At 62.4% G+C, this 22,357-nt stretch carries 23 protein-coding genes and 1 pseudogene; 8 read left to right on the top strand and 16 right to left on the bottom strand.

Going from position 1 to position 22,357, the window contains the following annotated elements; all coding sequences use genetic code 11:
- Positions 1 to 6: 6 nt before the first annotated feature.
- From ACZ5ZH_RS03340 to gpmA, 4 genes are all read right to left on the bottom strand, one after another.
- On the bottom strand, positions 7 to 507 hold the full coding sequence (locus ACZ5ZH_RS03340) for a dihydrofolate reductase (protein ID WP_464772171.1): 501 nt from the start codon (positions 505 to 507) through the stop codon (positions 7 to 9).
- Entirely contained in the window at positions 504 to 1,574 is a 1,071-nt protein-coding gene (locus ACZ5ZH_RS03335; RefSeq protein ID WP_464772170.1) for a 5-(carboxyamino)imidazole ribonucleotide synthase, read from the bottom strand. Before ACZ5ZH_RS03335 ends, ACZ5ZH_RS03340 begins: the two co-directional genes overlap by 4 nt.
- Position 1,575: 1 nt before the next feature.
- Positions 1,576 to 2,067 (bottom strand): 5-(carboxyamino)imidazole ribonucleotide mutase, encoded by a 492-nt coding sequence (gene purE / locus ACZ5ZH_RS03330; protein WP_449471893.1) that lies wholly within the window; start codon positions 2,065 to 2,067, stop codon positions 1,576 to 1,578.
- Between the two features lie 81 nt (positions 2,068 to 2,148).
- On the bottom strand, positions 2,149 to 2,835 hold the full coding sequence (gpmA, locus tag ACZ5ZH_RS03325) for a 2,3-diphosphoglycerate-dependent phosphoglycerate mutase (protein ID WP_464772169.1): 687 nt from the start codon (positions 2,833 to 2,835) through the stop codon (positions 2,149 to 2,151).
- A gap of 153 nt (positions 2,836 to 2,988) precedes the next feature.
- Here gpmA and sppA point away from each other — a divergent pair, with 153 nt between their 5' ends.
- Positions 2,989 to 4,872 carry a signal peptide peptidase SppA gene (sppA, locus tag ACZ5ZH_RS03320; RefSeq protein ID WP_464772168.1) on the top strand — a complete coding sequence of 628 codons (1,884 nt, stop codon included), beginning with the start codon at positions 2,989 to 2,991 and terminating at the stop codon, positions 4,870 to 4,872.
- Positions 4,873 to 4,951: 79 nt separating this feature from the next.
- Here sppA and ACZ5ZH_RS03315 read toward each other — a convergent pair whose 3' ends face one another.
- From ACZ5ZH_RS03315 to ACZ5ZH_RS03300, 4 genes are all read right to left on the bottom strand, one after another.
- Positions 4,952 to 5,590: a trimeric intracellular cation channel family protein gene (locus ACZ5ZH_RS03315; RefSeq protein ID WP_460987852.1), complete on the bottom strand. Its 639-nt coding sequence runs from the start codon at positions 5,588 to 5,590 to the stop codon at positions 4,952 to 4,954.
- 67 nt (positions 5,591 to 5,657) lie between these two features.
- Positions 5,658 to 6,203 (bottom strand): glutathione peroxidase, encoded by a 546-nt coding sequence (locus ACZ5ZH_RS03310; protein WP_464772167.1) that lies wholly within the window; start codon positions 6,201 to 6,203, stop codon positions 5,658 to 5,660.
- Positions 6,204 to 6,243: 40 nt separating this feature from the next.
- Positions 6,244 to 6,969, bottom strand: a complete 726-nt coding sequence (locus ACZ5ZH_RS03305; RefSeq protein WP_464772582.1) for a VIT1/CCC1 transporter family protein — start codon at positions 6,967 to 6,969, stop codon at positions 6,244 to 6,246.
- Positions 6,970 to 6,994: 25 nt separating this feature from the next.
- Complete coding sequence (locus ACZ5ZH_RS03300; RefSeq protein ID WP_464772166.1) at positions 6,995 to 8,776, bottom strand: ABC-F family ATP-binding cassette domain-containing protein; 1,782 nt, start codon at positions 8,774 to 8,776, stop codon at positions 6,995 to 6,997.
- 141 nt (positions 8,777 to 8,917) lie between these two features.
- Here ACZ5ZH_RS03300 and ACZ5ZH_RS03295 point away from each other — a divergent pair, with 141 nt between their 5' ends.
- From ACZ5ZH_RS03295 to ACZ5ZH_RS03275, 5 genes and pseudogenes are all read left to right on the top strand, one after another.
- Positions 8,918 to 9,646 (top strand): SIMPL domain-containing protein, encoded by a 729-nt coding sequence (locus tag ACZ5ZH_RS03295; RefSeq protein ID WP_464772165.1) that lies wholly within the window; start codon positions 8,918 to 8,920, stop codon positions 9,644 to 9,646.
- Between the two features lie 45 nt (positions 9,647 to 9,691).
- A pseudogene (locus ACZ5ZH_RS03290) lies at positions 9,692 to 10,028 on the top strand (hypothetical protein).
- A 36-nt stretch (positions 10,029 to 10,064) separates the two neighbouring features.
- Positions 10,065 to 10,730, top strand: a complete 666-nt coding sequence (locus ACZ5ZH_RS03285; RefSeq protein ID WP_449471888.1) for a response regulator transcription factor — start codon at positions 10,065 to 10,067, stop codon at positions 10,728 to 10,730.
- A gap of 159 nt (positions 10,731 to 10,889) precedes the next feature.
- The gene (locus ACZ5ZH_RS03280; RefSeq protein ID WP_449474606.1) at positions 10,890 to 12,194 is read left to right on the top strand and encodes a sensor histidine kinase; all 1,305 of its coding nucleotides are present in this window, start codon (positions 10,890 to 10,892) and stop codon (positions 12,192 to 12,194) included.
- Positions 12,194 to 12,553, top strand: a complete 360-nt coding sequence (locus ACZ5ZH_RS03275; protein WP_460987848.1) for a YbaN family protein — start codon at positions 12,194 to 12,196, stop codon at positions 12,551 to 12,553. The genes ACZ5ZH_RS03280 and ACZ5ZH_RS03275 overlap by 1 nt, the downstream gene beginning before the upstream one ends.
- Positions 12,554 to 12,560: 7 nt before the next feature.
- Here ACZ5ZH_RS03275 and ACZ5ZH_RS03270 read toward each other — a convergent pair whose 3' ends face one another.
- Complete coding sequence (locus tag ACZ5ZH_RS03270; protein WP_464772164.1) at positions 12,561 to 13,784, bottom strand: polyhydroxyalkanoate depolymerase; 1,224 nt, start codon at positions 13,782 to 13,784, stop codon at positions 12,561 to 12,563.
- Positions 13,785 to 13,907: 123 nt separating this feature from the next.
- On the opposite strand from ACZ5ZH_RS03270, the gene ACZ5ZH_RS03265 reads away from it, so the two are divergent.
- A complete protein-coding gene (locus ACZ5ZH_RS03265) occupies positions 13,908 to 14,564 on the top strand; it encodes a glutathione S-transferase (RefSeq protein ID WP_464772163.1) in 657 nt (218 codons plus the stop codon).
- 16 nt (positions 14,565 to 14,580) lie between these two features.
- Here the strand turns inward: ACZ5ZH_RS03265 and ACZ5ZH_RS03260 are convergent, their stop codons facing one another.
- The 3 genes from ACZ5ZH_RS03260 to acnA all read right to left on the bottom strand — a co-directional run bounded on the left by ACZ5ZH_RS03260 (position 14,581) and on the right by acnA (position 18,416).
- Entirely contained in the window at positions 14,581 to 15,282 is a 702-nt protein-coding gene (locus ACZ5ZH_RS03260) for a glutamine amidotransferase (protein ID WP_464772162.1), read from the bottom strand.
- Positions 15,283 to 15,354: 72 nt separating this feature from the next.
- On the bottom strand, positions 15,355 to 15,612 hold the full coding sequence (locus ACZ5ZH_RS03255) for a CBU_0592 family membrane protein (RefSeq protein WP_460987843.1): 258 nt from the start codon (positions 15,610 to 15,612) through the stop codon (positions 15,355 to 15,357).
- A 134-nt stretch (positions 15,613 to 15,746) separates the two neighbouring features.
- Positions 15,747 to 18,416 carry an aconitate hydratase AcnA gene (acnA, locus tag ACZ5ZH_RS03250; RefSeq protein ID WP_460987841.1) on the bottom strand — a complete coding sequence of 890 codons (2,670 nt, stop codon included), beginning with the start codon at positions 18,414 to 18,416 and terminating at the stop codon, positions 15,747 to 15,749.
- Between the two features lie 383 nt (positions 18,417 to 18,799).
- Between acnA and ACZ5ZH_RS03245 the strand changes: the two genes are divergently transcribed.
- Positions 18,800 to 19,078 carry a hypothetical protein gene (locus ACZ5ZH_RS03245; protein ID WP_230463325.1) on the top strand — a complete coding sequence of 93 codons (279 nt, stop codon included), beginning with the start codon at positions 18,800 to 18,802 and terminating at the stop codon, positions 19,076 to 19,078.
- A 26-nt stretch (positions 19,079 to 19,104) separates the two neighbouring features.
- On the opposite strand, the gene ACZ5ZH_RS03240 is transcribed toward ACZ5ZH_RS03245, so the two are convergent.
- From ACZ5ZH_RS03240 to ACZ5ZH_RS03225, 4 genes are all read right to left on the bottom strand, one after another.
- Positions 19,105 to 19,308, bottom strand: coding sequence for a DUF5818 domain-containing protein (locus ACZ5ZH_RS03240; protein WP_464772161.1), 204 nt, complete (start codon positions 19,306 to 19,308; stop codon positions 19,105 to 19,107).
- Between the two features lie 4 nt (positions 19,309 to 19,312).
- The gene (locus ACZ5ZH_RS03235; RefSeq protein WP_062120434.1) at positions 19,313 to 19,498 is read right to left on the bottom strand and encodes a DUF1328 domain-containing protein; all 186 of its coding nucleotides are present in this window, start codon (positions 19,496 to 19,498) and stop codon (positions 19,313 to 19,315) included.
- Positions 19,499 to 19,606: 108 nt separating this feature from the next.
- The gene (locus ACZ5ZH_RS03230) at positions 19,607 to 20,521 is read right to left on the bottom strand and encodes a copper resistance protein B (RefSeq protein ID WP_464772160.1); all 915 of its coding nucleotides are present in this window, start codon (positions 20,519 to 20,521) and stop codon (positions 19,607 to 19,609) included.
- On the bottom strand, positions 20,518 to 22,251 hold the full coding sequence (locus ACZ5ZH_RS03225; protein WP_464772159.1) for a copper resistance system multicopper oxidase: 1,734 nt from the start codon (positions 22,249 to 22,251) through the stop codon (positions 20,518 to 20,520). Before ACZ5ZH_RS03225 ends, ACZ5ZH_RS03230 begins: the two co-directional genes overlap by 4 nt.
- Positions 22,252 to 22,357 lie beyond the last annotated feature (106 nt).

The following is a 22,357-nucleotide window of genomic DNA, read 5'->3' as shown; positions in this document are numbered from 1 at the left end:
GCGACATCATGGCGCAGCGCGGCGGCGGAAAGTGACGAAGCTGTAGGCGGGATAGGCGCCCTCCGCCGGATGATCGGCGCGGGCTGCCTCCTCCCACTGCGTAGTGTCGGGATAAGGGATCACGGCGTCGCCGGGGGCATCGAAATGCACTTCCGTTAGTTCAATGCGGTCAGCGTGGGGCAGATAGAGCTGATAGACCTCTGCGCCGCCGATCACCATGGCGGCGGGGCCGTCGGCGAGGCGAAGGGCGGACGTGACGTCATGCGCGATTTCTGCCCCCTCCCCGATCCAGCCAGTATCGCGGGTTAGGACGATGTGGCGGCGGCCGGGCAGCAGGCCGGGCAGGCTGTCGAAGGTCTTGCGCCCCATGATCATTGGGTGGCCGATGGTCAGCGCCTTGAAATGCTTGAGGTCGGCGGGCAACCGCCAGGGCAGCCCCCCGTCCTTGCCGATCACGCCATTATCGGCACGGGCGAGGACAAGGACGACTTCCTGGGCCTCGCTCACAGGGTAAGCCGGGTGACGTGGCCCATCTTGCGACCAGGGCGGGCCTCATGCTTGCCATAGAGGTGCAGATGCGCGGCGGGATCGGACAGGATCGCAGCCCAAGCGTCGGCTTCTTCACCGATGAGGTTGTGCATCTGCACTCGCCGTGCCGCCAGTCTAGTGTCGCCCAGCGGCAGGCCGCAGATGGCGCGGACATGGTTTTCGAACTGGCTGGTGACCGCGCCCTCGATCGTCCAGTGGCCGCTATTGTGGACGCGGGGCGCCATTTCGTTGAAGACGGGGCCATCGGCGCTGGCGAAGAATTCCAGCGTCAGGACGCCGACATAACCGAGCGCTTGCGCCACCTGCGCAGCCAGGGCGCGCGCCGCTTCAACTTGTACCTCTATGCGGGGGCCAGCGGGGGCGGTGGAGGTGGAGAGTATGCCATCGACATGGACGTTGGCGGGCGAATCCCAGAAGCGAACTTCGCCGCCCGCGCCGCGCACGAGGATGACGGAAAACTCCTCCTCGAAAGTCACGAAACCTTCCAGGATCGCGCTTTGCTGGCCGATGGCGTCCCAGGCGGCGGGAGCGTCCGCGGGATCATTGATGCGCGCCTGCCCCTTGCCATCATAGCCCATGCGGTTGGTCTTCAGGATCGCACGGCTGCCGATCGCGGCGATGGCCTGATGGAGATCATCAAGGCTTTCGACCGACGCGAAGGGCGCGGTGAGGCCGCCGAGATCACGGACGAAATTCTTCTCGGCGAGGCGGTCCTGCGCCACGCGGAGCGCCTGCGCGCCGGGGCGAACGAGGCCGTGGGTGGAAAGGACTTCGACGGCAGAAGGGTCGATATTCTCGAACTCGTAGGTGACGACGTCGACGCTGTCGGCGAAGGCGGCGAGCGCGGCGGCATCCTCATAGGCGCCGCGAGTCCAGGAGCGGGACACGTCTGCGGCGGGGCCGCTTTCTTCCGGCGCATAGATATGCGTGCGGTAGCCAAGCTGCGCGGCGGCGATCGCGATCATCCGGCCGAGCTGGCCGCCGCCAAGGATGCCGATGGTGGAACCGGGCGCGATGGTCGTCATCTTATTCTGGCGTCTCTGCGACATCGTCGGTCTGTTTTTCGCGCCACATGTCCAGCCGTTCGGCCAGCGCATCATCAGTGGTGGCGAGAATCGAGGCGGCGAGCAGCGCCGCATTGATCGCGCCGGGCTTGCCGATGGCAAGGGTGCCGACAGGGATGCCACCGGGCATCTGGACGATGGAAAGCAGGGAATCCATGCCCTTGAGCGCCTTGGATTCCACTGGCACGCCAAGAACTGGAAGGCGGGTCATAGACGCGGTCATACCGGGAAGATGGGCCGCGCCCCCTGCCCCGGCGATGATGACCTTCAGACCACGGGAAACCGCGCCGGTCGCATAGTCATAAAGGCGTTGCGGCGTGCGATGAGCGGACACGACCTTGCATTCGTGCGGGACGCCAAGCGCGCTCAGCGTCTCGGCCGCGTGGCGCATGGTTTCCCAATCGGATCTCGATCCCATGATAATGCCGACGGTGGCGGCGCTCTCTCCGGTCATTCGCCTGACTTCCCCTGATGGCGCGGAAAGCAAAGCCCCTTAGCCGGAGGACCGGCAAGGGGCAATGCGGGATTTGCGGACTTAACGCTCCGACAGATAATAGCGGTCCTTGGCGGTCAGATCGTCGGCCAGGTCATAGACGATCGGCTGACCGGTCGGGATTTCCAGTTCGGTGATCTCATCGTCCGGAATGCCCGACAAATGCTTCACCAAAGCGCGCAGCGAATTGCCATGAGCCGAGATGAGTACGCGCTTGCCCGCCTTCAGCTCCGGTACGATGCGGCTTTCCCAATAGGGCAGCACGCGGGCGATGGTGTCCTTCAGGGACTCCGTCGAGGGGATGGCGATGCCGTCATAGCGGCGGTCCTTCGACAGGTCGAACTCGCCGCCCGGCTCCAGCACCGGCGGCGGAATGTCGAAGCTGCGGCGCCAGACCTTCACCTGCGCATCGCCATGCTTGGCAGCGGTCTCTGCCTTGTTGAGGCCGGTAAGGCCGCCATAATGGCGCTCATTGAGGCGCCAGTCCTTTTCGACCGGCAGCCAGAGGCGGCCCATTTCCTCAAGCGCTAGGTTCAGCGTCTTGATCGCCCGGGTCTGAACCGAGGTGAAGCAGCGGTCGAAGTCTAGGCCCTTGGCCGACATCAACTGACCGGCAGCCCGCGCTTCCTCCACCCCCTTTTCCGTCAGGTCCACGTCCCACCAGCCAGTGAAGCGATTTTCCAGGTTCCAGGCCGATTGGCCATGACGGATCAGAACGAGTGTGGGCATGAAACGCTTCTCCTGCACATAAGCGCGAATGTTGGCGCCTCCCATAACGCCGGAAATGACGGGCGCAAGCTTGTGCGCCGAGCGGAGCGTCCCACATTGCAGTCGGCCGGACGATCGGATAGCTCGGACAAGCAAGCATAAGGAAGCGGCAATTTGGCATTTGTGAAGGGCGTTTGGCGCATATTGGTCGCGGTCAAGGACGGGCTGGTTCTGCTGTTCCTGCTCGGCTTCTTCGGCCTGCTTTATGCGGCGCTTTCATGGTCGCCCAAGCCCGCGCGCAGCGTGAGCAGTGGCGCACTGCTGCTGAAGCTGGACGGCACCATTGTCGAGCAACCGGCAGAGGTGGACCCCTTCTCGTTGCTGACATCGTCCGGGCCGCAGTCGAAGGAATATCGCCTTTCCGAGATTGTGGACGCGCTGGAAGCGGCCAAGACAGATGGCAAGGTCAAGGCGGTGGTGCTGAACCTCGACGGGTTTCTGGGCGGCGGTCAGGTGGCGCTTTCCCGCGTGGGCAAGGCGCTGGATGCCGTCCGTGCAGCAAAGAAGCCGGTCTTCGCCTTTGCCACCATCTACAGTGACGACAGCTATCAACTGGCCGCCCATGCCAGCGAGGCATGGGTCGATCCCCTTGGCGGCGTAGCGATCCTCGGGCGCGGCGGCTCTGGCCTTTATTACAAGGGGTTGATCGATAAGCTGGGCGTCAACACGCATGTCTACCGCGTCGGCACCTATAAGAGCTTCGTCGAACCCTTCATCCGGACGGATCAATCGCCTGAAGCGCGCCAGGCCAATCAGGCGCTGGCCGATGCCTTGTGGCAGGATTGGCAGGAGGAAGTTGGCAAGGCACGGCCGCGCGCGAAGCTGGCCGCCTATGCCGCCAATCCTGCGGGTGCGGCGGAAGCTGCGCGCGGCAATCTCGCCAAGGCGGCGCAGAGTGCCGGGCTGGTCGACAAACTGGGCGACGAAGCTGCGTTCGGCAAGCGCGTCGCGGAGGTGGCGGGCGAACCCTCCGACGATCGCGTGGGTGATTTTGCCAGCATCGACCTCAGAAGCTATGCGAAGGCCCACCGCGCGCCCAATGATGGCCAGATCGGCGTGATTACCGTGGCGGGCGACATCGTCGATGGAGATGGTGGGCCGGGTAGCGCAGCCGGTGATACGATTTCGGCTCTTCTCTACAAGGCGCTGTCGGAAAAGGACCTGAAGGCGCTGGTCGTCCGGGTCGATTCCCCCGGCGGTTCGGTCATGGCGTCGGAAAAGATTCGGCAGGCCATCATGGAAGCCAAGCGCGAGGGCCTGCCGATCGTCGTGTCGATGGGCAATGTCGCGGCGAGCGGCGGCTACTGGATTTCGACGCCTGCCGACCTGATCTTTGCCGAACCGGACACGATTACCGGCTCCATCGGGGTGTTCGGGATATTGCCGAGCTTTGAAGGAACGTTGGCGAAGCTAGGCATCACGACCGATGGCGTGCGGACCACGCCGCTGTCAGGGCAGCCGGACATTGCGGGCGGCACGACGCCTGAATTCGATCGCATCATGCAGATGGGGATCGAGGATATCTATGGCCGTTTCGTGGGGCTGGTCGCGCAGGCACGGCGTAAATCGCCTCAGCAGATCGACGCCATTGCTCAAGGCCGCGTGTGGGACGGCGGCACGGCGCGGCAGATCGGGCTGGTCGATCGCTTCGGCGGGTTGGAGGAAGCCGTCGCCGAAGCGGCGAAGATGGCCAAGATCGATCCTGCCAAGGCGAAGGTTTACCGTATCGAGAAGGAGCCCGACAAGTTCGCCGAGCTCATCAAGTCGATGTCAGAACGGGACGATGAGGATGTGGATGCTCCCCGCGACATGTTGAGCAGGCAGGCGATGATCCAGCGGCGTTGGGCCATGCAGGCTGTCGCGGATATGCGTGGACTGATCAGTGGCGCGGGTGTGCGGGCTGATTGCCTGGAATGCCGAGGCTATGGCGCACCGCGGCGGGTGAGTGCCGCCGATGAGCGGGGCCTGATGGGGTTACTTGCCAGCCTTTGGCGGTGATGTAGCGCTTTTCCCCTCCACCGCCTGCGGCGGTCCCCCTCCCCATCTGCGATGGGGAGGATTTATGCGTTCTGAACTGTTAACGATCAGCTTTGTAGGTGGGGAGGCCAATGCTTCGCCAGATCGCGAAGGCGCGCAAAAGGAAGCCTAGCAGCGCCGCGACGACGCCCGCTACCGGCACGTCCAGCCCCCACCAGCGCAGCATGACGAACAAGCCGGAAGCGAGGGCCGCTGCCGTTACATAAAGTTCGGGGCGCAACAATATGGACGGCTCATGGGCGAGGAGATCACGCAAGATGCCGCCGACGCAGCCGGTGACCACGCCCATCAGGGCGGCAACGAAGGGCGGAATGCCGTAGCTCATCGCCTTGGCGGCTCCGAACACGGCAAAGGAGACGAGGCCGATGGCGTCGAGCCAATCGAGCGCGCGATCGCTCCACAAGCGGCGCGGCGTGAACCAGATCAGGAGCGCCGCGACCATGCATGTGATTGCCGGAACGGGATCATGCACCCAGAAAACCGGTGCGCCGATCAGCAGGTCGCGAAGGGTGCCGCCCCCTACCCCGGTCACCAGCGCGAAAAACGCAAAGGTCACTAGCGTCTGCCCCAGCCGGGCCGCCGCCAGCGCCCCAGACGCCGCAAACACGAAAATCCCCACGATGCTGAGCGTTTCCAGCACCGGGCCGATCTGTTGAAAGGCGGTGGCGGGCGAAAGCATGAGGCGACCAGCACGGCGAGACATCGGAACCGGCGCCGTGAACAGCGCCGACCCCGATGCCTGTCCCTTATTTCGCCAGTTCAGCCTCGATAGCGGATACCAGCGCCGGATCATCAGGCGTCGTGCCGGGCGCAAAGCGCGCGGCGACGGAGCCGTCCTTGGCAATCAGGAACTTTTCGAAATTCCAGAGCACTTCGGGCTCTTCGGTCGGCGTCATGCCATAGCCGCGAAGCTTTTCGCGAAATTCATCGCCCTCACCCGCAGCTTTGGGCTGCTCGCTGGTCAGGGCGGCGTAGAGCGGATGCTTTTCCGGGCCGGTCACGACGATCTTTTCGAACATCGGGAAATCGACACCGAAATTGGTGGTGCAGAATTCCGCGATCTCGTCATTGCTTCCCGGTTCCTGGCCGGCAAAGTCATTGGCGGGGAAGCCGGCGACCACCAGCCCCTTGTCCTTGTAATCGCGATAGAGCTTTTCCAGCCCTTCATATTGCGGGGTCAGGCCGCATTTGGAGGCGACGTTGACCGCCAGCACCACCTTCCCCGCATAGTTGGCGAGGCTGGCGTCGGCGCCCTTGATCGTCTTGATCGGAATTTGCTGGATCGCAGTCATGATCTTCTCCTTGGGAATCCGGATGGCGCGGACCTTGCCATCATATCGCCGCGCCGAAAAGCCTGCCTGCACCTGCCGTGATCGCCATTGCGAGTACGCCCCAGAACAGCACCCGGCCGACCGACCGGCCTAACTTGCCGCCACCCAGCCGCGCGCCTGCATAGCCCAGCAGGGCAAGACAGATTAGCGAGGTCATAACGACGCTCGCCAGCGCATGGGGCGCCGGGCTGACCGCCGCCGCGATGACCGGAGCGATCGCACCGACGGAAAAGGTCGCTGCCGAAGTCAGTGCCGCCTGAACCGGCCGGGCCGTGCTGATATCCGAAATACCGAGTTCGTCGCGGGCGTGGGCGGCAAGCGCGTCGGCGTCCATCAATTGTCGCGCGACTTCTCCAGCCAGTTCGGGGGTGAGGCCCCGCTCGATATAGATGCCGCGCAGCTCCTGCCATTCCACATCTGGCTGCTGAGCTATCGCATGTTTTTCCTTGGCGAGATCGGCCCGCTCCGTGTCCGATTGCGCGCTGACCGACACATATTCTCCCGCCGCCATCGACATGGCGCCAGCAAACAGGGCCGCTATGCCGGACAGCAGAATGGTTTCGCGCGACGCGCCCGACGCGGCGATACCCGCAAGCAGACTGGCGGTCGATACGATGCCGTCATTCGCGCCGAGAACAGCCGCGCGCAGCCAGCCGACGCGATTGACATAATGAACGGCATGATGCGAGCGCGCCTGGTCAAGAGCGCCTGAAGCTGATCCGTCCATCGCCGCCATTCCTATTCCCCTTCGTTCAGCCGCTCAGTCCCTCGGCCTTTTCCGCGAGTTCCAGCCAGCGTTCCTCGGCCGAATCCTTGTCGGCGCGTGCCTGCTCGATCGCCTTTGTCAGCGCCGCGAACCGCTTGGGATCGCGAGTGTAGAGCGATGGGTCGGCCAATGCCTCCTCATCGCGAACAATGTCCTGTTCCAGCTTTTCGATGGTTTTGGGCAGCAAGTCGAGATCCCGCTGATCCTTGTAGCTGAGCTTGGTCGACGCGGATTTTGGCGGGGGCGGAGCGGCGGCAGCCTTTTTCTCTGCCCGAGGCGCGTTCTTCGGCTGTCGCTTGGCGACCCAGTCCGCATAGCCGCCGACGATCACATCGACTTGCCCCGAACCATCCAGACCAAGCGTCACCGTCACCGTGCGATCCAGAAAGTCGCGGTCATGGCTGACGATCAGCACTGTGCCGTCATAGTCGGCGATCACTTCCTGCAACAGGTCGAGCGTTTCGAGGTCGAGGTCGTTGGTCGGCTCGTCGAGCACCAGCAGGTTCGATTCGCGGGCGAACTCACGGGCAAAGAGCAGGCGTGACCGCTCGCCCCCGGACAGCGTGCCCACGCGCGCCTCGGCCAGCGAGGGGTCGAAGAGAAATTCCTTGAGATAACCGTGAACATGCTTTCGCACGCCCCGCACATCGATCCAGTCGCCGCCCTCCGCCAGCACGTCGCGGACACGCTTATCGGGCTGCATCAGGCTGCGCTGCTGGTCGATGAAGATCATGTCGAGCGACTTGGCCTGTTTGACGACGCCGCTATCAGGCGCGAGTTCGCCGGTCAGGAGCTTCAGCAATGTCGTCTTGCCCGCACCATTACCGCCGACGATGCCGATCCGGTCGCCGCGCTGGATGCGCAGGGAGAAGTCCTTGATGACCGTGCGGTCACCGAAATTCTTGGTCACATGTTCGGCGGTGATGATGCTCTTGGTCTTGCTATCGTCGGCAGCGACGGCGATCTTCGCGACGCCTTGAGGGCCGACCATCGCAGCACGCTGCGCCCGCATTTCCCAAAGCTTGGCGAGCCGCCCCTGATTGCGCTTGCGGCGCGCGGTGACGCCGCGTTCCAGCCAGTGCGCCTCGATCTTTAGCTTGGCGTCGAGCTTCTCGGCGGCACGGGCCTCCTCAGCATAGACGGCCTCCATCCAATCCTCAAAGCCCCCAAAGCCGATCTCGCTGCGGCGGATCGACCCGCGATCCAGCCACAGGGTCTGGCGCGTCAGGCGTGTCAGGAAAGCGCGATCGTGGCTGATGACGATGAAGGCGCCCGAATAGCGGGCAAGCCAGCCCTCCAACCAATCGATGGCGTCGATGTCGAGATGGTTGGTCGGCTCGTCCAGCAGCAGCAAGTCGGGCTCGCTCGCCAGCGCCCGGGCAATCGCTGCGCGGCGGCGCTCGCCCCCGCTGGCGGTCGCGGCCTCGCGCGACAGGTCGATGCCAAGCTGGCTGGCGATCGCCTCCACCTCATGCGCGGGGGGCGCATATTCGCCCGCCAGCGCGAAATCATGCAGGGTGGCGAAGCTGCTGACGTCGGGGTCCTGCTCCAGCATGATGACGCGCGCGCCCGGAACAACCGACCGCGTCCCTTCGTCAGGCTCGATCTGCGCCGCGATCAGCTTCAGCAGCGTGGTCTTGCCCGCGCCATTGCGGCCGATCAGCGCCAGCCGGTCACGATCGCCGACAAAAATGTCGAGATGACGGAAAAGCCAATGGCTTCCTTGGCTGAGACCAAGATTTTCGAAGGAGAATATAGGGGCGGCCATGGCCGTGCAGCTAGGACTTCCGGCGCGCCGGGGCAAGAGCGCGTGGAACCGGATGCTGTCTGACGGCTTTCAACGCCTGTCAGCGTCCATTCATCGCAGCCGTTACAAACGGGCTGCATCGCTTTTCAAGGAGATACGCTCATGAAGTCCGCCCTGGCCCTGATGGCCGCCGCCGCTGTATCGATTCCTGCCATGGCGGTCGCGCAGACCAACGTCACCATCGCCGAAACCGCTCCTGTCGTGACGCTCAACGTAACCGAGACCGTCGAAGCGGCGCCGGATCAGGTCGTGGTCGGCACGGGCGTCCAGACTCGCGCGCCCACAGCCGCGCAGGCTATGCGCGAAAATGCGGCGAAGATGGACCGTCTGATCGCCACCCTTGCCAAGGCCGGGATTCCAAAGAAGGACATTCAGACGAGCGGCATTAATCTCAACGCCCAATATGACTACAGCAATCAGAACGGTCAGCCTGCCGGGCCTCGTTTCATTGGTTATGAAGCGTCGAACCAGCTGACGATCAAGCTGCGCGACATCAAGAAGACGGGGCAACTGCTCGACACGCTGGTCGAAGCGGGCGCAACCAACGTCAACGGCCCGTCCTTCTCTATCGAAGACCCCACCCCGATGCTGGTACAGGCGCGCGGCGCGGCGTTGAAGAGCGCCAAGGCGCAGGCGGATTTCTATGCACAGGCGGCGGGCTATCGTACCGCGCGGCTCGTCTCCATCGCGGAAAGCAATAGCGGCGGCCGTCCGCCGATGCCGATGATGACAGCACGCTTCAAGGCCGATGCGGCGGAGGCGACGCCGGTGGAACCGGGCCAGGTTGGATCGTCCGTGACGCTAACCGTCCAATATGCGCTGGAACGCTGACCGGCACCTGTCACCGCGCTGACGCCACCATTCACCACCTGTTCAATGCTTGTCGCCTATGGCATGCCACATGACGATGAAGCTTAGCAGCCTGATTGCGGGTATGGCCGCCATCGCCGCGATGGTGGCCGTGCCCTCCTCCGCTGAGGCCGGTCAGCGTGGCGAGCAGGACGCTGCGCGCCGGGCTATGCTGGACGGGCAGACCATGCCATTTTCCCTCATCAAGCGGCGCGTAGATGCCGCCATGGGCGGGGCGACCTACCTCGGCGCGGAATTCAATCCATCCTCCAACCGCTATCGCCTGAAATATGTGAAGGACGGCAAGGTGGTTTGGGTTGATGCGGACGGGCGCACAGGCGATATAACCGGCTGGGCGCACTGACGCGCCAATGGGCAAAATACAAAGAAACGGAGCCATATGCGTCTGCTGATCGTCGAAGATGAACCAAGCCTTGGGCAACAGCTCCGCAACACGTTGGAGGGCGCTGGCTATGCCGTCGACCTTGCGACCGATGGCGAGGATGGACACTTCCTGGGCACGACGGAAAGCTATGATGCCGTGGTCCTCGACCTTGGCCTGCCCACGATCGACGGGCTGACGGTGCTGGACCGCTGGCGCAAGGAGGGACGAAGCTTCCCGGTGCTGGTGTTGACCGCGCGGGACAGCTGGTCCGACAAGGTCGCAGGACTGGACGCAGGCGCGGACGATTACCTAGCCAAGCCGTTCCAAAGCGAGGAACTTATCGCGCGGTTGCGCGCGCTCATCCGCCGCGCTTCGGGCAATGCATCGAGCGAACTGATCGCGGGCGACGTCCGGCTGGACACGCGCTCGGGCAAGGTCACGCTGAAGGGCGAGCCGGTAAAACTGACTGCGCAGGAATATAAGCTGCTGTCCTACCTTCTCCACCATAAGGGCAAGGTGGTGAGCCGCACCGAGTTGATCGAGCATATCTACGATCAGGATTTCGACCGCGATTCCAACACGATCGAAGTGTTCGTTACCCGCATCCGCAAGAAGCTGGGCGCGGACGTCATCACGACGATACGCGGTCTTGGCTACAGCCTGGACGAGCCCGCCCGCTAAGGTCTCAAATTCTGCCTCGGGCTGGTTCCGCCAAAGCCCCCTTTTCTGCCGGGACGATCTTCGGCAAGCCCGGGCGAACGGAGTGGGCAACAGACAGCTGTAATGACCAGTCCAGCCTCCCCTCCCACGGTCCATTCGACCGGGTCGCTCAGTCGGCGCATGATCGGCATCGCGGCGCTGTGGATCAGCATCCTGCTGCTGGGTGGCGGACTGGCGCTTGACCGTGTCCTGTCGCAGGCAATCACACGCAATTTCGACGACGGGCTCAATTATGTTCTGACGGCGATGATCGCTTCGGCCGAGATCGGGCCGGATGGCGAAGTGCTGTTCAATCGCCCGCTTGCCGATCAGCGCTTTCTGGAGCCCAACAGCGGTCTCTATTACCAGATCAGCGCCAAGGGGCATGAGGATTGGCGATCGCGCTCGCTATGGGACCGGGCACTGAGGGTGCTGCCCGAGCATGATGATCGCAGCTTCCACGCTTATGACAGCAAGCAGTTTCCGGGCGAAGACTTGCGGATCATGGAGCGGACCATCGTTCTGCCGGGTTCGAATACGCGCTGGATGTTCATGGTCGCGGCTGCCCGTGCCGGGCTGGACGACCAGATCACCACGTTGCGATCCACGCTGACCCAGAGTTTTGCCCTTCTCGCGCTCGGCCTGATCGTACTGACCACGCTTCAGACGCTTTACGGACTGAGGCCGCTGCGCCGGGTGCGCAAGGAAATCGTCAGGATGCGGGCGGGCGAAAAGAGCCGCGTCACCGAACCGATGCCCTCCGAAGTGCTACCCATGGTCGAGGAACTGAACGCCCTTCTCGCTCATAATGAGCGGCAGGCGGAAGAGGCGCGAACCCATGCGGGCAATCTTGCCCACGCGCTGAAAACGCCGCTGACCGTCATCATGAACGCCGCGACCGCGCAATCGGCAGACCTTGGGGAAACCGTCATTCGGGAAGCCACGACGATGCGCAGGCAGGTCGATCACCATCTGGCACGCGCCCGCGCGGTCGGGCGGCGCGGCGCGGCGCAGAGCCGGGCGGAAGTATGGACAAGCCTGCAAGCGGTCGAGCGCGCCGTCCAGCGCCTCTATCCCGAAGCGCGGATCGACATGGATGGCGACAAGGAGGTTGCCGTCAGGGTGGAGCGTCAGGACCTGGACGAGATGCTGGGCAACCTTATCGAAAACGCGGCAAAATATGGTGGCGGCAGCGTGTTCGCCACAGTTGGCCGCGCCGGAACCATGGTCGAGATATTGGTCGAGGATGACGGCCTGGGTATCCCGCAGGAGGAACGGACCCGCATCTTCGACCGTGGCGTCCGGCTGGATTCCGGTAAGCCCGGCACCGGCCTTGGCCTGGCCATCGTGCGCGACGTCGCGGAAATCTATGGCGGGTCGGTGGCGATGGAGGAAAGTGAAGATTTGGGCGGGCTGATGGTACGGCTGCGGCTGCCCGCCGCCTGATGAGGCGGGCGCTTTATCTTGCCGTCGGCTTTATGTCGCTGGGCCTTGGCGCGCTGGGCATTGTCCTCCCCCTGCTGCCCACGGTGCCCTTCATGATATTGGCGGCATTCTGCTTCGCCCGGTCAAGCCCGGCACTGGAGGCCAGGCTGCTCGATCATCGGCATTTCGGGCCGCATATTCGTCGTTGGCGCGACAAGGGTGCGATCAGCCGCCGGGGAAAGCAGGCGGCGCTTGCGGCTTTCACATTCAGCGCAGTGCTGGCGCTGTTCCTGGTGCCTTTCCCTTGGTTCCTGGTCCCGGTCGCGGCCGCACTAATTGGCGGAACATGGATATGGTCGCGACCGGAAGGCGGCGCTTAGCCCTCGATCAGTTCATCGCCAAGATCATGTTGCGGACCTGCGGGAAAACTTCCTTCTCCCACTTACTACCGGAAAACACGCCATAATGACCGGCGCCGATTTGCAGGTGATGCCGCTTCAGATGAGGCCGCAATCCCGTGCAAAGCGCGTGCGCCGCCGCCGTTTGCCCGACCGCGCAGATATCGTCCTTCTCTCCCTCGACCGTCAGCAGCGCCGTCTTGCGAATGGCACCCGGATTGACGAGTCGACCGCGGTGCTTGAGTTCGCCCTTCGCGAGAAGAGTCCGCTGAAACACGCGCTCAACCGTCTCCAGGTAGAATTCGGCAGTCATGTCCAGAACCGCGAAATATTCCTGATAGAAATCCTTGATCTTCTCGGCTTCTTCTTCCTTCCCATCCGCCAGCAACTGATAAAGCTCGCGATGTTGGGCGCCGTGGCGTTCCAGGTTCATCGACAGGAAGGCGGACAGTTGCAGGAAGCCCGGATAGACCCGCCGCCCGGCACCGCGATAACGCATCGGGACGGAAGTGATGAGTTGCCGTTCGAACCACTCGATCGGCCGCTCATTGGACAATTCATTAACGACGGTCGGCGCCGCACGCGGATCGATGGGGCCGCCCATCAGCGTCATGGATCGTGGTGTCGCGGCATCGCCATCTTCGGCCATCAGCGCGACAGCGGCAAAGGCCGGTACGCAGGGCTGGCAAACGGACAGCATGTGCGCGCCGGGGCCAAGCTCCTGCATGAAGGTGATGACATAATCGACATAGTCGTCAAAGCCGAAGCGCCCTGCCGACAACGGAACATCGCGCGCATTCTTCCAATCGGTGATGTACACGTCATGATCGCGCAGCAAGGTCCTCACGGTGCTGCGCAGCAGGGTCGAGAAATGGCCTGACATCGGCGCCACGAGCAGCACGCGCGGCTGTTCCGTTTCCACGTCATCCTTCGCGAAGTGGAGCAGGTTGCCAAAGGGCAGGTCCAGCAGCACTTCTTCCCGCACCGCAACAAGAGCATTCCCGCTACGGACTTCGTTGACGCCATAGGCGCGACGCTTGTGCGTGAGCCGGGCACCTTGGAATACGTCTATTAGCGCGAACATGCGGCGGGGCATGGGCCAATCAGCCACCGGACCCATCTTGTCGCGGAGATTCAGGGCCAGTTCGGCGCCGAAGCGCGCGGGAGCCAGCATGTCTTCCAGAGCCTGATAGCCACTATACAGCATCGTCATAATATGAACGGCGCCCCAAAATGTTCCCCCGGCCGATTCGGCCGCCGTCGTTCGTTATACTGATTTTTCTGTATTGCGCTGCATCATGTTTGATGGAAAACTATAAACATCGGGAGGATCGTCATGGCCGTTGCGGAATTGACCATATCGAGCAAGATCTATTCCTCTTGGTCGCTGCGGGGCTGGCTGCTGTGCCGCCTCGCCGGACTACGCGTCACCGAGAAGATGATCGCTCTTGAAAATCTGGAAAACCGCGCCGAGCTTCTACTGCTGACGCCTTCCGTGCTGGTGCCGCGCCTCACTCATGAAGGTGCGAGCGTCTGGGACACGCTGGCTATCGCAGAATATCTGCATGAACTATATCCGAACGCAGGCATGTACCCCAAGGATCGCATCGCACGCGCCCATTGCCGTTCCATATCGGGTGAAATCCATTCCGGTTTCGCCAACCTGCGATCCGCCCTGCCGATGAACCTGAAAGTCCGGCACAAGAAGTTCCCGATCTTTTCAGGCGCCAAGCCGGATATTGAGCGGGTCGAGGCGATCTGGGCCGAATGTCTGGGTTCCTACGGCGGCCCCTGGCTGTTCGGCGACAGCCCCACGGTGGCGGACGCCATGTTCGCGCCGGTCGTGCAGCGGTTCCTCACTTATGCCGTGGCGTTGCAAGGCCCCGCAGCCGCCTATTGCGACACGGTCAACAGTTGGGACCTGATGCGCGAGTGGATCGAGGATGCCCGGAAAGAGCCGGATGAGGTCGAGGAACTGGACGTCGAATTCTGAATTCCGGCCCAGCCCGTCAACCGCTTAACTTCGCCAGCCAATCGCCGATCATGGCGCGGCCCGCCGAGACCGCGCCCGGCCCATGTTCATCATGGTCGCGCCGCAGGGCCACGCCGCACTGTTTGGCGATGTCGAGATCGGCCCAGAAATGCGTCAACCAGTCTTCGAAGCGGGGGTCCTCGCCCATTTCGGCATGGAATTGCAGCGCCAGCAGATTGCGCCCCCGGCGGAATGCCTGATGCGCGTACGCATCGGTTGAGGCCAGCAGTTCGACGCCACGCGGCAGCTCGAACGTATCGCTATGCCAGTGCAGCACTGGCACGTCCTGAATATGCCGCAGAGGCGAATCCGCGCCCGATCCGTTCAGCGTGACAGGTGCGAAGCCGAGTTCCATCGCCTCACCGGGATAAACGCGCGCGCCGAGCGCCGCCGCGATCATCTGGCTGCCCAGGCATACTCCCAGAGTCGGCAGGTCCTGTTCCAGCCGTGCGGCGAGCTTATCGATCTGCACCGGAATCCAGGGATGAATGTCATGCTCATAAACGCCCATCGGGCCGCCCATCATGATCAGCAGATCGGGCGTACACAAATCCACATGGGCGAATTCGGGGCTGGCGACATCGATCCGCTCAATCTCATAGCCAGCCGCCTCGATCGGCTGGAGAAACCCGGCCGCTCCCTCTCGCGGCACATGACGGACGATCAGTGCTTTTTTCATTGCTGATGAGATGCCTAATCGATCGAACGTGCGCCCGCCACCCCAGCCTTTCTTGAGGAGGCGATAACCCTCCTATCGACCATTCGCAGTCTTGGCCCGCCAAATCCGCCACAGGGCCGTAAAACCGATAGCGCTCCAGACGATGTTGAGCACCATGGATGGAATAGCGCCATGCCACCAGGTGTTGAGCACGAAGAAAGCTGCGCCGAGCGCGTTCATCCACTGGAAAACCACTGAGCTGCCCGACAGTCGCCCGGCCGAAACGAGGATATAGGCGCCCAAAACCAGAAGCGCGCCGAGCCAGCCGACCAGTTCGATGAAAATTGTCATGCCGACCCATTATCAGCGACTTGGGCAAGGCGTGAATAGTTTTCGCGGTGGCGGAGAGGCCGCAGAGATGCCCATAAAAAAAGGCTCTCTCCTTTCGGAGAGAGCCTTCTTCTCTAGCAATTATCCCCGGCTGATCAGGCAGCCAGCTTGCGCAGGACGTACTGAAGGATGCCGCCGTTCATGAAATATTCCAGCTCATTGACGGTATCGATCCGGCAGAGCGCGGTGAAGGTGAAGGTCGAGCCATCGGCGCGCTTCACGATCACATCCACATCCTGACGCGGCTTGAGGCCAGCGACATTCTGGATGGTGAAGGTTTCATCGCCGGTGAAGCCGAACGTGTCCTTGCTCTCGCCATTCTTGAACTGGAGCGGCAACACGCCCATGCCGACCAGGTTCGAACGGTGGATGCGCTCGAAGCTTTCGACGATCACGGCGCGGACGCCGAGCAGGTTGGTGCCCTTCGCCGCCCAGTCGCGCGACGATCCGGTGCCATATTCCTTGCCACCGATGACGACCAGCGAAGTGCCGTCCGCCTTGTGCTTCATCGCCGCGTCGTAGATCGGCATGACTTCGCCGTCATAGCGGGTCATGCCGCCTTCAACGCCGTCCAGCATCAGGTTCTTGATGCGGATGTTGGCGAACGTGCCGCGCATCATCACTTCATGATGACCGCGACGCGCGCCGTAGCTGTTGTAGTCGGCCTGCGCGACCTGATGCTCGCTCAGCCACTTGCCAGCGGGCGAGGTCGCCTTGATCGAACCGGCCGGCGAGATGTGGTCGGTGGTGATCGAGTCGCCGAAAATCGCCAGCGGCTTGGCTTCGACAATGTCGGTGACCGGCGCCGGGGTCATGCTCAGCCCTTCGAAATAGGGAGGGTTGGCGACATAAGTAGAACCGGCCTGCCAGCTATACGTGGCCGAACCCGTGACGTCGATCGCCTGCCAGTGCGCATCGCCCTTGTAGACGTCGGCATAGCGCGCCTGGAACATCGGGCGGTCCATGCAGCCCGCCATGGTGGTGGCGACTTCGTCATTGGTCGGCCAGATGTCCTTCAGATATACATCCTGACCGTCCTTGCCCTGACCGATCGGCGTGGTGATGAAGTCCTCGATCACCGTGCCCTTGAGCGCATAAGCGACGACCAGCGGCGGCGAGGCGAGGAAGTTGGCGCGAACGTCCGGCGACACGCGGCCTTCAAAGTTGCGGTTGCCGGAGATCACGGCTGCGGCGACGAGGCCGTTGTCGTTGATCGCCTTGCTGATCGGCTCAGCCAGCGGGCCGGAGTTGCCGATGCAGGTGGTGCAGCCATAGCCGACGAGGTTGAAGCCGACAGCGTCGAGGTGCTCCTGAAGGCCAGCCTTAGCGAAATAATCGGTAACCACTTGGCTACCGGGTGCAAGCGATGTCTTGACCCAAGGCTTGGGCTTCAGGCCCAGTTCGTTCGCCTTCTTGGCCACCAGACCAGCGGCGACCATGACGCCGGGGTTCGACGTGTTGGTGCAGCTCGTGATCGCGGCGATGGTAACGTCGCCGTCACCAATGTCGAAATCCTTGCCTTCAACCGGAACCCGCTGCTGCGCCTTCTTGTAGACGTTCGCCAGGTCGGCGTTGAACACATCATCAACTTCGGGCAGCGAAACGCGGTCCTGCGGACGCTTCGGACCGGCGAGGCTGGGGACGACGGTGGCGAGGTCCAGTTCCAGCGTGTCGGTGAATACCGGCTCAACGGCGGGGTCGATCCAGAAGCCCTGCTCCTTGGCATAGGCTTCGACCAGCGCGATATTCTCTTCGGTACGGCCGGTCAGGCGCATGTAATCCAGCGTCTTGTCGTCGATGCCGAAGAAGCCGCAGGTCGCGCCATATTCCGGTGCCATGTTGGCAAGCGTCGCGCGGTCGGCCAGCGACAGCGAGGCAAGGCCGGGACCGAAATATTCAACAAAGCGGCCGACGACGCCCTTCTGGCGCAGCATGGCCGTGCAGGTCAGCACGAGGTCGGTGGCGGTCACGCCTTCCTTGAGTTCGCCGGTCAGCTTGAAGCCGACGACTTCGGGGATGAGCATGGAGACGGGCTGACCCAGCATCGCGGCTTCCGCCTCGATGCCGCCGACGCCCCAGCCCAGAACGCCCAGGCCGTTGATCATCGTGGTGTGGCTGTCAGTGCCGACGCAGGTGTCGGGATAGGCGACGGTAACGCCATCGGGGCCTTCGCTCGACCACACGGCCTGCGCGATATTTTCCAGGTTCACCTGATGGCAGATGCCGGTGCCGGGGGGCACGGCGTAGAAGTTGGCGAGCGACTTGCTGCCCCACTTCAGGAAGTCGTAGCGTTCCATGTTACGCTGATATTCGATTTCCACATTCTGTTCGAACGCCTTGGGCGTGCCGAATTCGTCGACCATGACCGAGTGGTCGATGACGAGGTGGACGGGAACCTGCGGGTTGATCTTGCTGGCGTCGGCGCCCAGCGCGGTCATCGCGTCGCGCATCGCCGCGAGGTCGACGACGCAGGGAACGCCGGTGAAGTCCTGCATCAGCACGCGCGCGGGGCGATACTGGATCTCGCGCTCCGCCTTGCCCTTGTCATTCTGCCAATCGACGATCGCCTTGATGTCGTCGGTGGTGACGGTCACGCCATCTTCGAAACGGAGCAGGTTTTCCAGCAGCACCTTCATCGAAAAAGGCAGGCGCGAAACGTCGCCGAGCTTCGCAGCAGCCTTCTTCAGCGAATAATAGGCAATGTCCTTGCCGCCGACCTTCAAAGTGTCGCGCGTGCCGAGAGTGTCCTGTCCGATGGCGGTCATGAGTCGTGCGTCTCCTCGCAATGCCCGGCCAAGGGGCTAGGAGGATAACGACATTCCGCCGGGAGCCTGACCCGCACATCGGATGACGGGGGGCAAGATGGCGGGATGCGCCCCAACCGATGGCCGAAGCGGGTATGTCCCTTGATGGCCGCCGCCATAGCGACTGCCGTCGCCAAGTCAATGCGAAGGCGCGAAATGGGACGTTCTGCAAATCTTTATTGTAGACGGCGTCCCTGCACGCGGGATACATTGAGGTGTAATCGCGTTCTGGCAGATGGAGCGGGTTACCAGGAAATAAAGCGGGTCGCGCGCTCTGACTTAAGTCGTTGTATCGCAGTGTTTTGAAATATCGACGATATTCTTCGCTGGATGACCGATAAAATATGTCTGAGGAGGAAGAGACGATGCGCCCAGTTTCCAACCTCGTAACCGGCAAGTCATTTGACCCGGCCCTAAGGGGATACATCATCCATTATCATGTCGGGGAAGCCAATCACTGCCCCAGCTGTGGCCGAAGCCAATGGATGGTAGGCCGCCTGATGGCCGAATGCGCCTATTGCGAAACCGCACTCCCGCTGGAAAACAACCGCGGCGTGGGTGCTTGCGCACGTTTCGTGCAGACTCACACGACCGTTCCGCCGGGCGATCCCCTTACCGCCTGAACCGTGATCGCTGCCAACAGACTAATTCAAATGGCAGCGACGCCCTCCACCTCCACGGTTTCATCGCCTGCATAATAGCCCTGCACGCGAACGCGCTTTTCCACATGGTCTACAGGAACGCGCAGCAGAATCAGGCGGAAAGTCCCGCCCAGATCGCGCTGGAGCAGGAAACCGGCTTCGTCTCGCGTCAGCCTACCGGTTTCGTCAACTCCAGCGCCAATCTCGATCATGCACTCAATCTATGGCGTTCTTGATCCCTTTTCCAGCAAGCAAGCCGAGAACAAGGAAGATCACAAACAGCGCGATCGCCAGGAAGAAGAGAATCTTTGCAATGCCGACAAAGGTGCCAGCCGCGCCGCCAAAGCCGAGAATGGCCAGCACCGCAGCGATCACCAGCGAAATGATGGCAAGACGGATCATGATGTAATCCTTCGCTATAAATAGATATTGGCTGAACCGATGACGGCGCTAGCCGGTTCCACAGCCGTTAGGGCTGCGATCTGTTCCCCTCGCTTCAGAAACGTGGGGTCAGAACCAGAAACGAACGCCCATCATGAAACTGGCGACAGATGCGTTATCCCCATTGGCCCTTGCCATGCGAGCCGTTCCGCCCAGCTTGCGCTCCCAGTTCACGCCCGCATAAGGCGCAAACTCGCGGGCGATTTCATAGCGCAGCCGCAGCCCCAATTCGACGTCCGACAATCCCGATCCTATGCCAAGCTCTGGAACATCCTGGGCGGCGAAGTTCAGTTCCGCCGCCGGTTGCAGGATCAGCCGCTGCGTGATGCGCTGGTCGTAGCTTGCCTCCAGCCGCAAATGCCCGTCGCCCTTGTTGGACAGGAACGCCTGAGCGCTCACTTCAAACCAGTAGGGAGCAAGCCCATCAATCCCGGCCACCACATAAGTGCGGTCGGGATCGGGGCCAAAGTCCTGCCTCACGCCCGCCTCCAGATTGAACCAAGGGTCGATCGCCCGGCTGTAGAGCGCCTGCACCTCCGCATGCTCAAGCCTGCCGCTCGCCTTGCCCTCGCCTTCCGATTTGAAAGCCAGACGGTTGATGTCGCCACCGATCCAGCCCTCGCCTTCCCAATGATAGGTGTCGCCACCCTTGCCAGCGCGATATTCCAGCCGGTCCAGCATCAGTTTGGAAAAACGCATCCCGCCGTTCTCCTCGAGCATGGCGTTGCGGGCGCGCGCCATTTCGTCCGTGCTGTAGAAGGCATCGGCGGCATGGTCGCTGGGCGGTGCTGGCGGCGTTCCTTGAGGAATATCCTGATCGGCAGCAGGCTCGCCTTTGCTCGCGTCGGCATGGGAATGCGACGAATGATCCTCCTGCGGCACCTGCTCCATGGAGCCATGGTGCATGTGGCTGTGGTCCATTTGCTGAGCCTGCGCGGGCGACGTGGGAGAAAGCAGCAGCAGCGCCGCGAGGATGACCCTCATGCCGCCTCCTCCTCATGCCGCACCGTCACGACGCGCATCATACCCGAATGCATGTGCATCAGCATGTGGCAGTGAAATGCCCAATCCCCCAAGGCATCGGCGGTCAGGTCGAAACTCACCTTGCCGCCGGGAAGAACGTTCACCGTATGCTTGAGCGGATTATGTTCGTCCGCCCCCGTCACGAGTTCGAAGAAATGTCCGTGCAGATGGATGGGATGGGGCATCATCGTGTCGTTGATAAGGTTCACGCGCACCCGCTCCATGTGGCGGAACGGGATGGGCTCGGCGCCGTCGGATAGCTTCGCCCCGTCGAACGACCACATATAGCGTTCCATGTTCGCGGTGAGATGGATGTCGAGCGTTCGCGATGGCGTCCGCCGGTCCTTGTGCGGATGCAGTGATTTGAGGTCAGCATAGGTCAACACGCGATGCGGAACATTTTCCAGCCCCGTCGGCCGATCAGCCGTTCGGTCCACAGGCATGGGAGAAAGCGTGGCGACGCCCGGCCCCATGCTGACCTGCGGCGCGACGGACTTGTCCCGCATCTTCATGGAATGTCCAGACATGCCTTCATTGGCAGGCTGACTGAGGTCGATGACGCCGCCGTGCCCCATGTCCATCCCGGACATGTCCATGCCCATATCCTTCATGCCCAATAGAGGACGCTCACGTAGCGTTGGCACCTCCGCAGCCATACCCATGCGCGGCGCCAGTGTAGCGCGGACCAGGCCAGACCGGTCGATCGCTTCCGCAATCAGGCCATAGGGCTTAGGCTCGGCGGGCTGAACCACGACATCATAGGTTTCCGCGATGCCGATCTGGAACTCGTCCGTTTCCACCGGCTGCACATGCTGTCCGTCGCATTGCACCACCGTCATCGCCAGCCCCGGCAGCCGGACATTGAAGTTGGTCATGGCCGAAGCATTGATGATCCGCAGGCGCACCCGCTCACCCGGCGTGAAAAGGCCGGTCCAGTTTTCCGCTGTGCCGTGCCCATTGACGAGGAAGCTGTATGTCGACCCGGTCACGTCCGATATATCGGTCGGGTCCATCCGCATCGCGCCCCATTGCAGGCGCTCTTTTGCGGCCTGATCCTTGCCCGCCAGCAACCCGGCCAGCGTCTGCTTCTGCATGTTGAAATAGCCGCCCATCTGCTTCAACCGCTTCAGCAGCATATGGGGGTGGACCGGACTCCAGTCAGACAGGACGATCACATGCTCGCGATCCGCCTGCACCGGGTCGGCGTCGGCGGGATCGATGACGATCGGGCCGTAATGGCCGACCGCTTCCTGCATGCCCGAATGGCTGTGATACCAGTAGGTGCCTGATTGCCGCACCGGAAATTCGTAGGTGAAAGTCTCGCCCGGCCGGATGCCGGGGAAGCTGACGCCCGGCACGCCGTCCATCTGGAAAGGCACGATCAGCCCATGCCAATGGATCGACGTATCTTCCTTCAGCTTGTTAGTGACCGACAGGCGGACATTCTGCCCTTCCCTCAAGCGAATGAGTGGCGCGGGCAGCGTGCCATTCACCATGACCGCATGCGCCGAGCGTCCGCCCGTGGAAAAATGCCCTTCGTCGATGGTCAGCGCGATATCTTCGCCGCTCAACACCCCTGATTGAAGCGTCAGTCCCGGAGTGCCGCTTCGCGCCCAAGCAGGGAATAGCGGGCTCAGCGCCAGAACGCCGCCCAATCCCCGGATCACACCGCGACGGTCATGGCCGCTCATGATCCCAGTCCCCTTTCCCGAAAGATATATGCTGCACCTTCCAAAGCCTCATGCAAAAATTTATGCCCATCCTTGCGAGGTCAGGGAAGCCGCCCATATCCCGTGA

Source organism: Sphingobium sp. TomMM7A (assembly GCF_055397305.1).
Note: the sequence above shows the minus strand (reverse complement) of the source record. Positions and strands in the feature narration are given on the sequence as shown.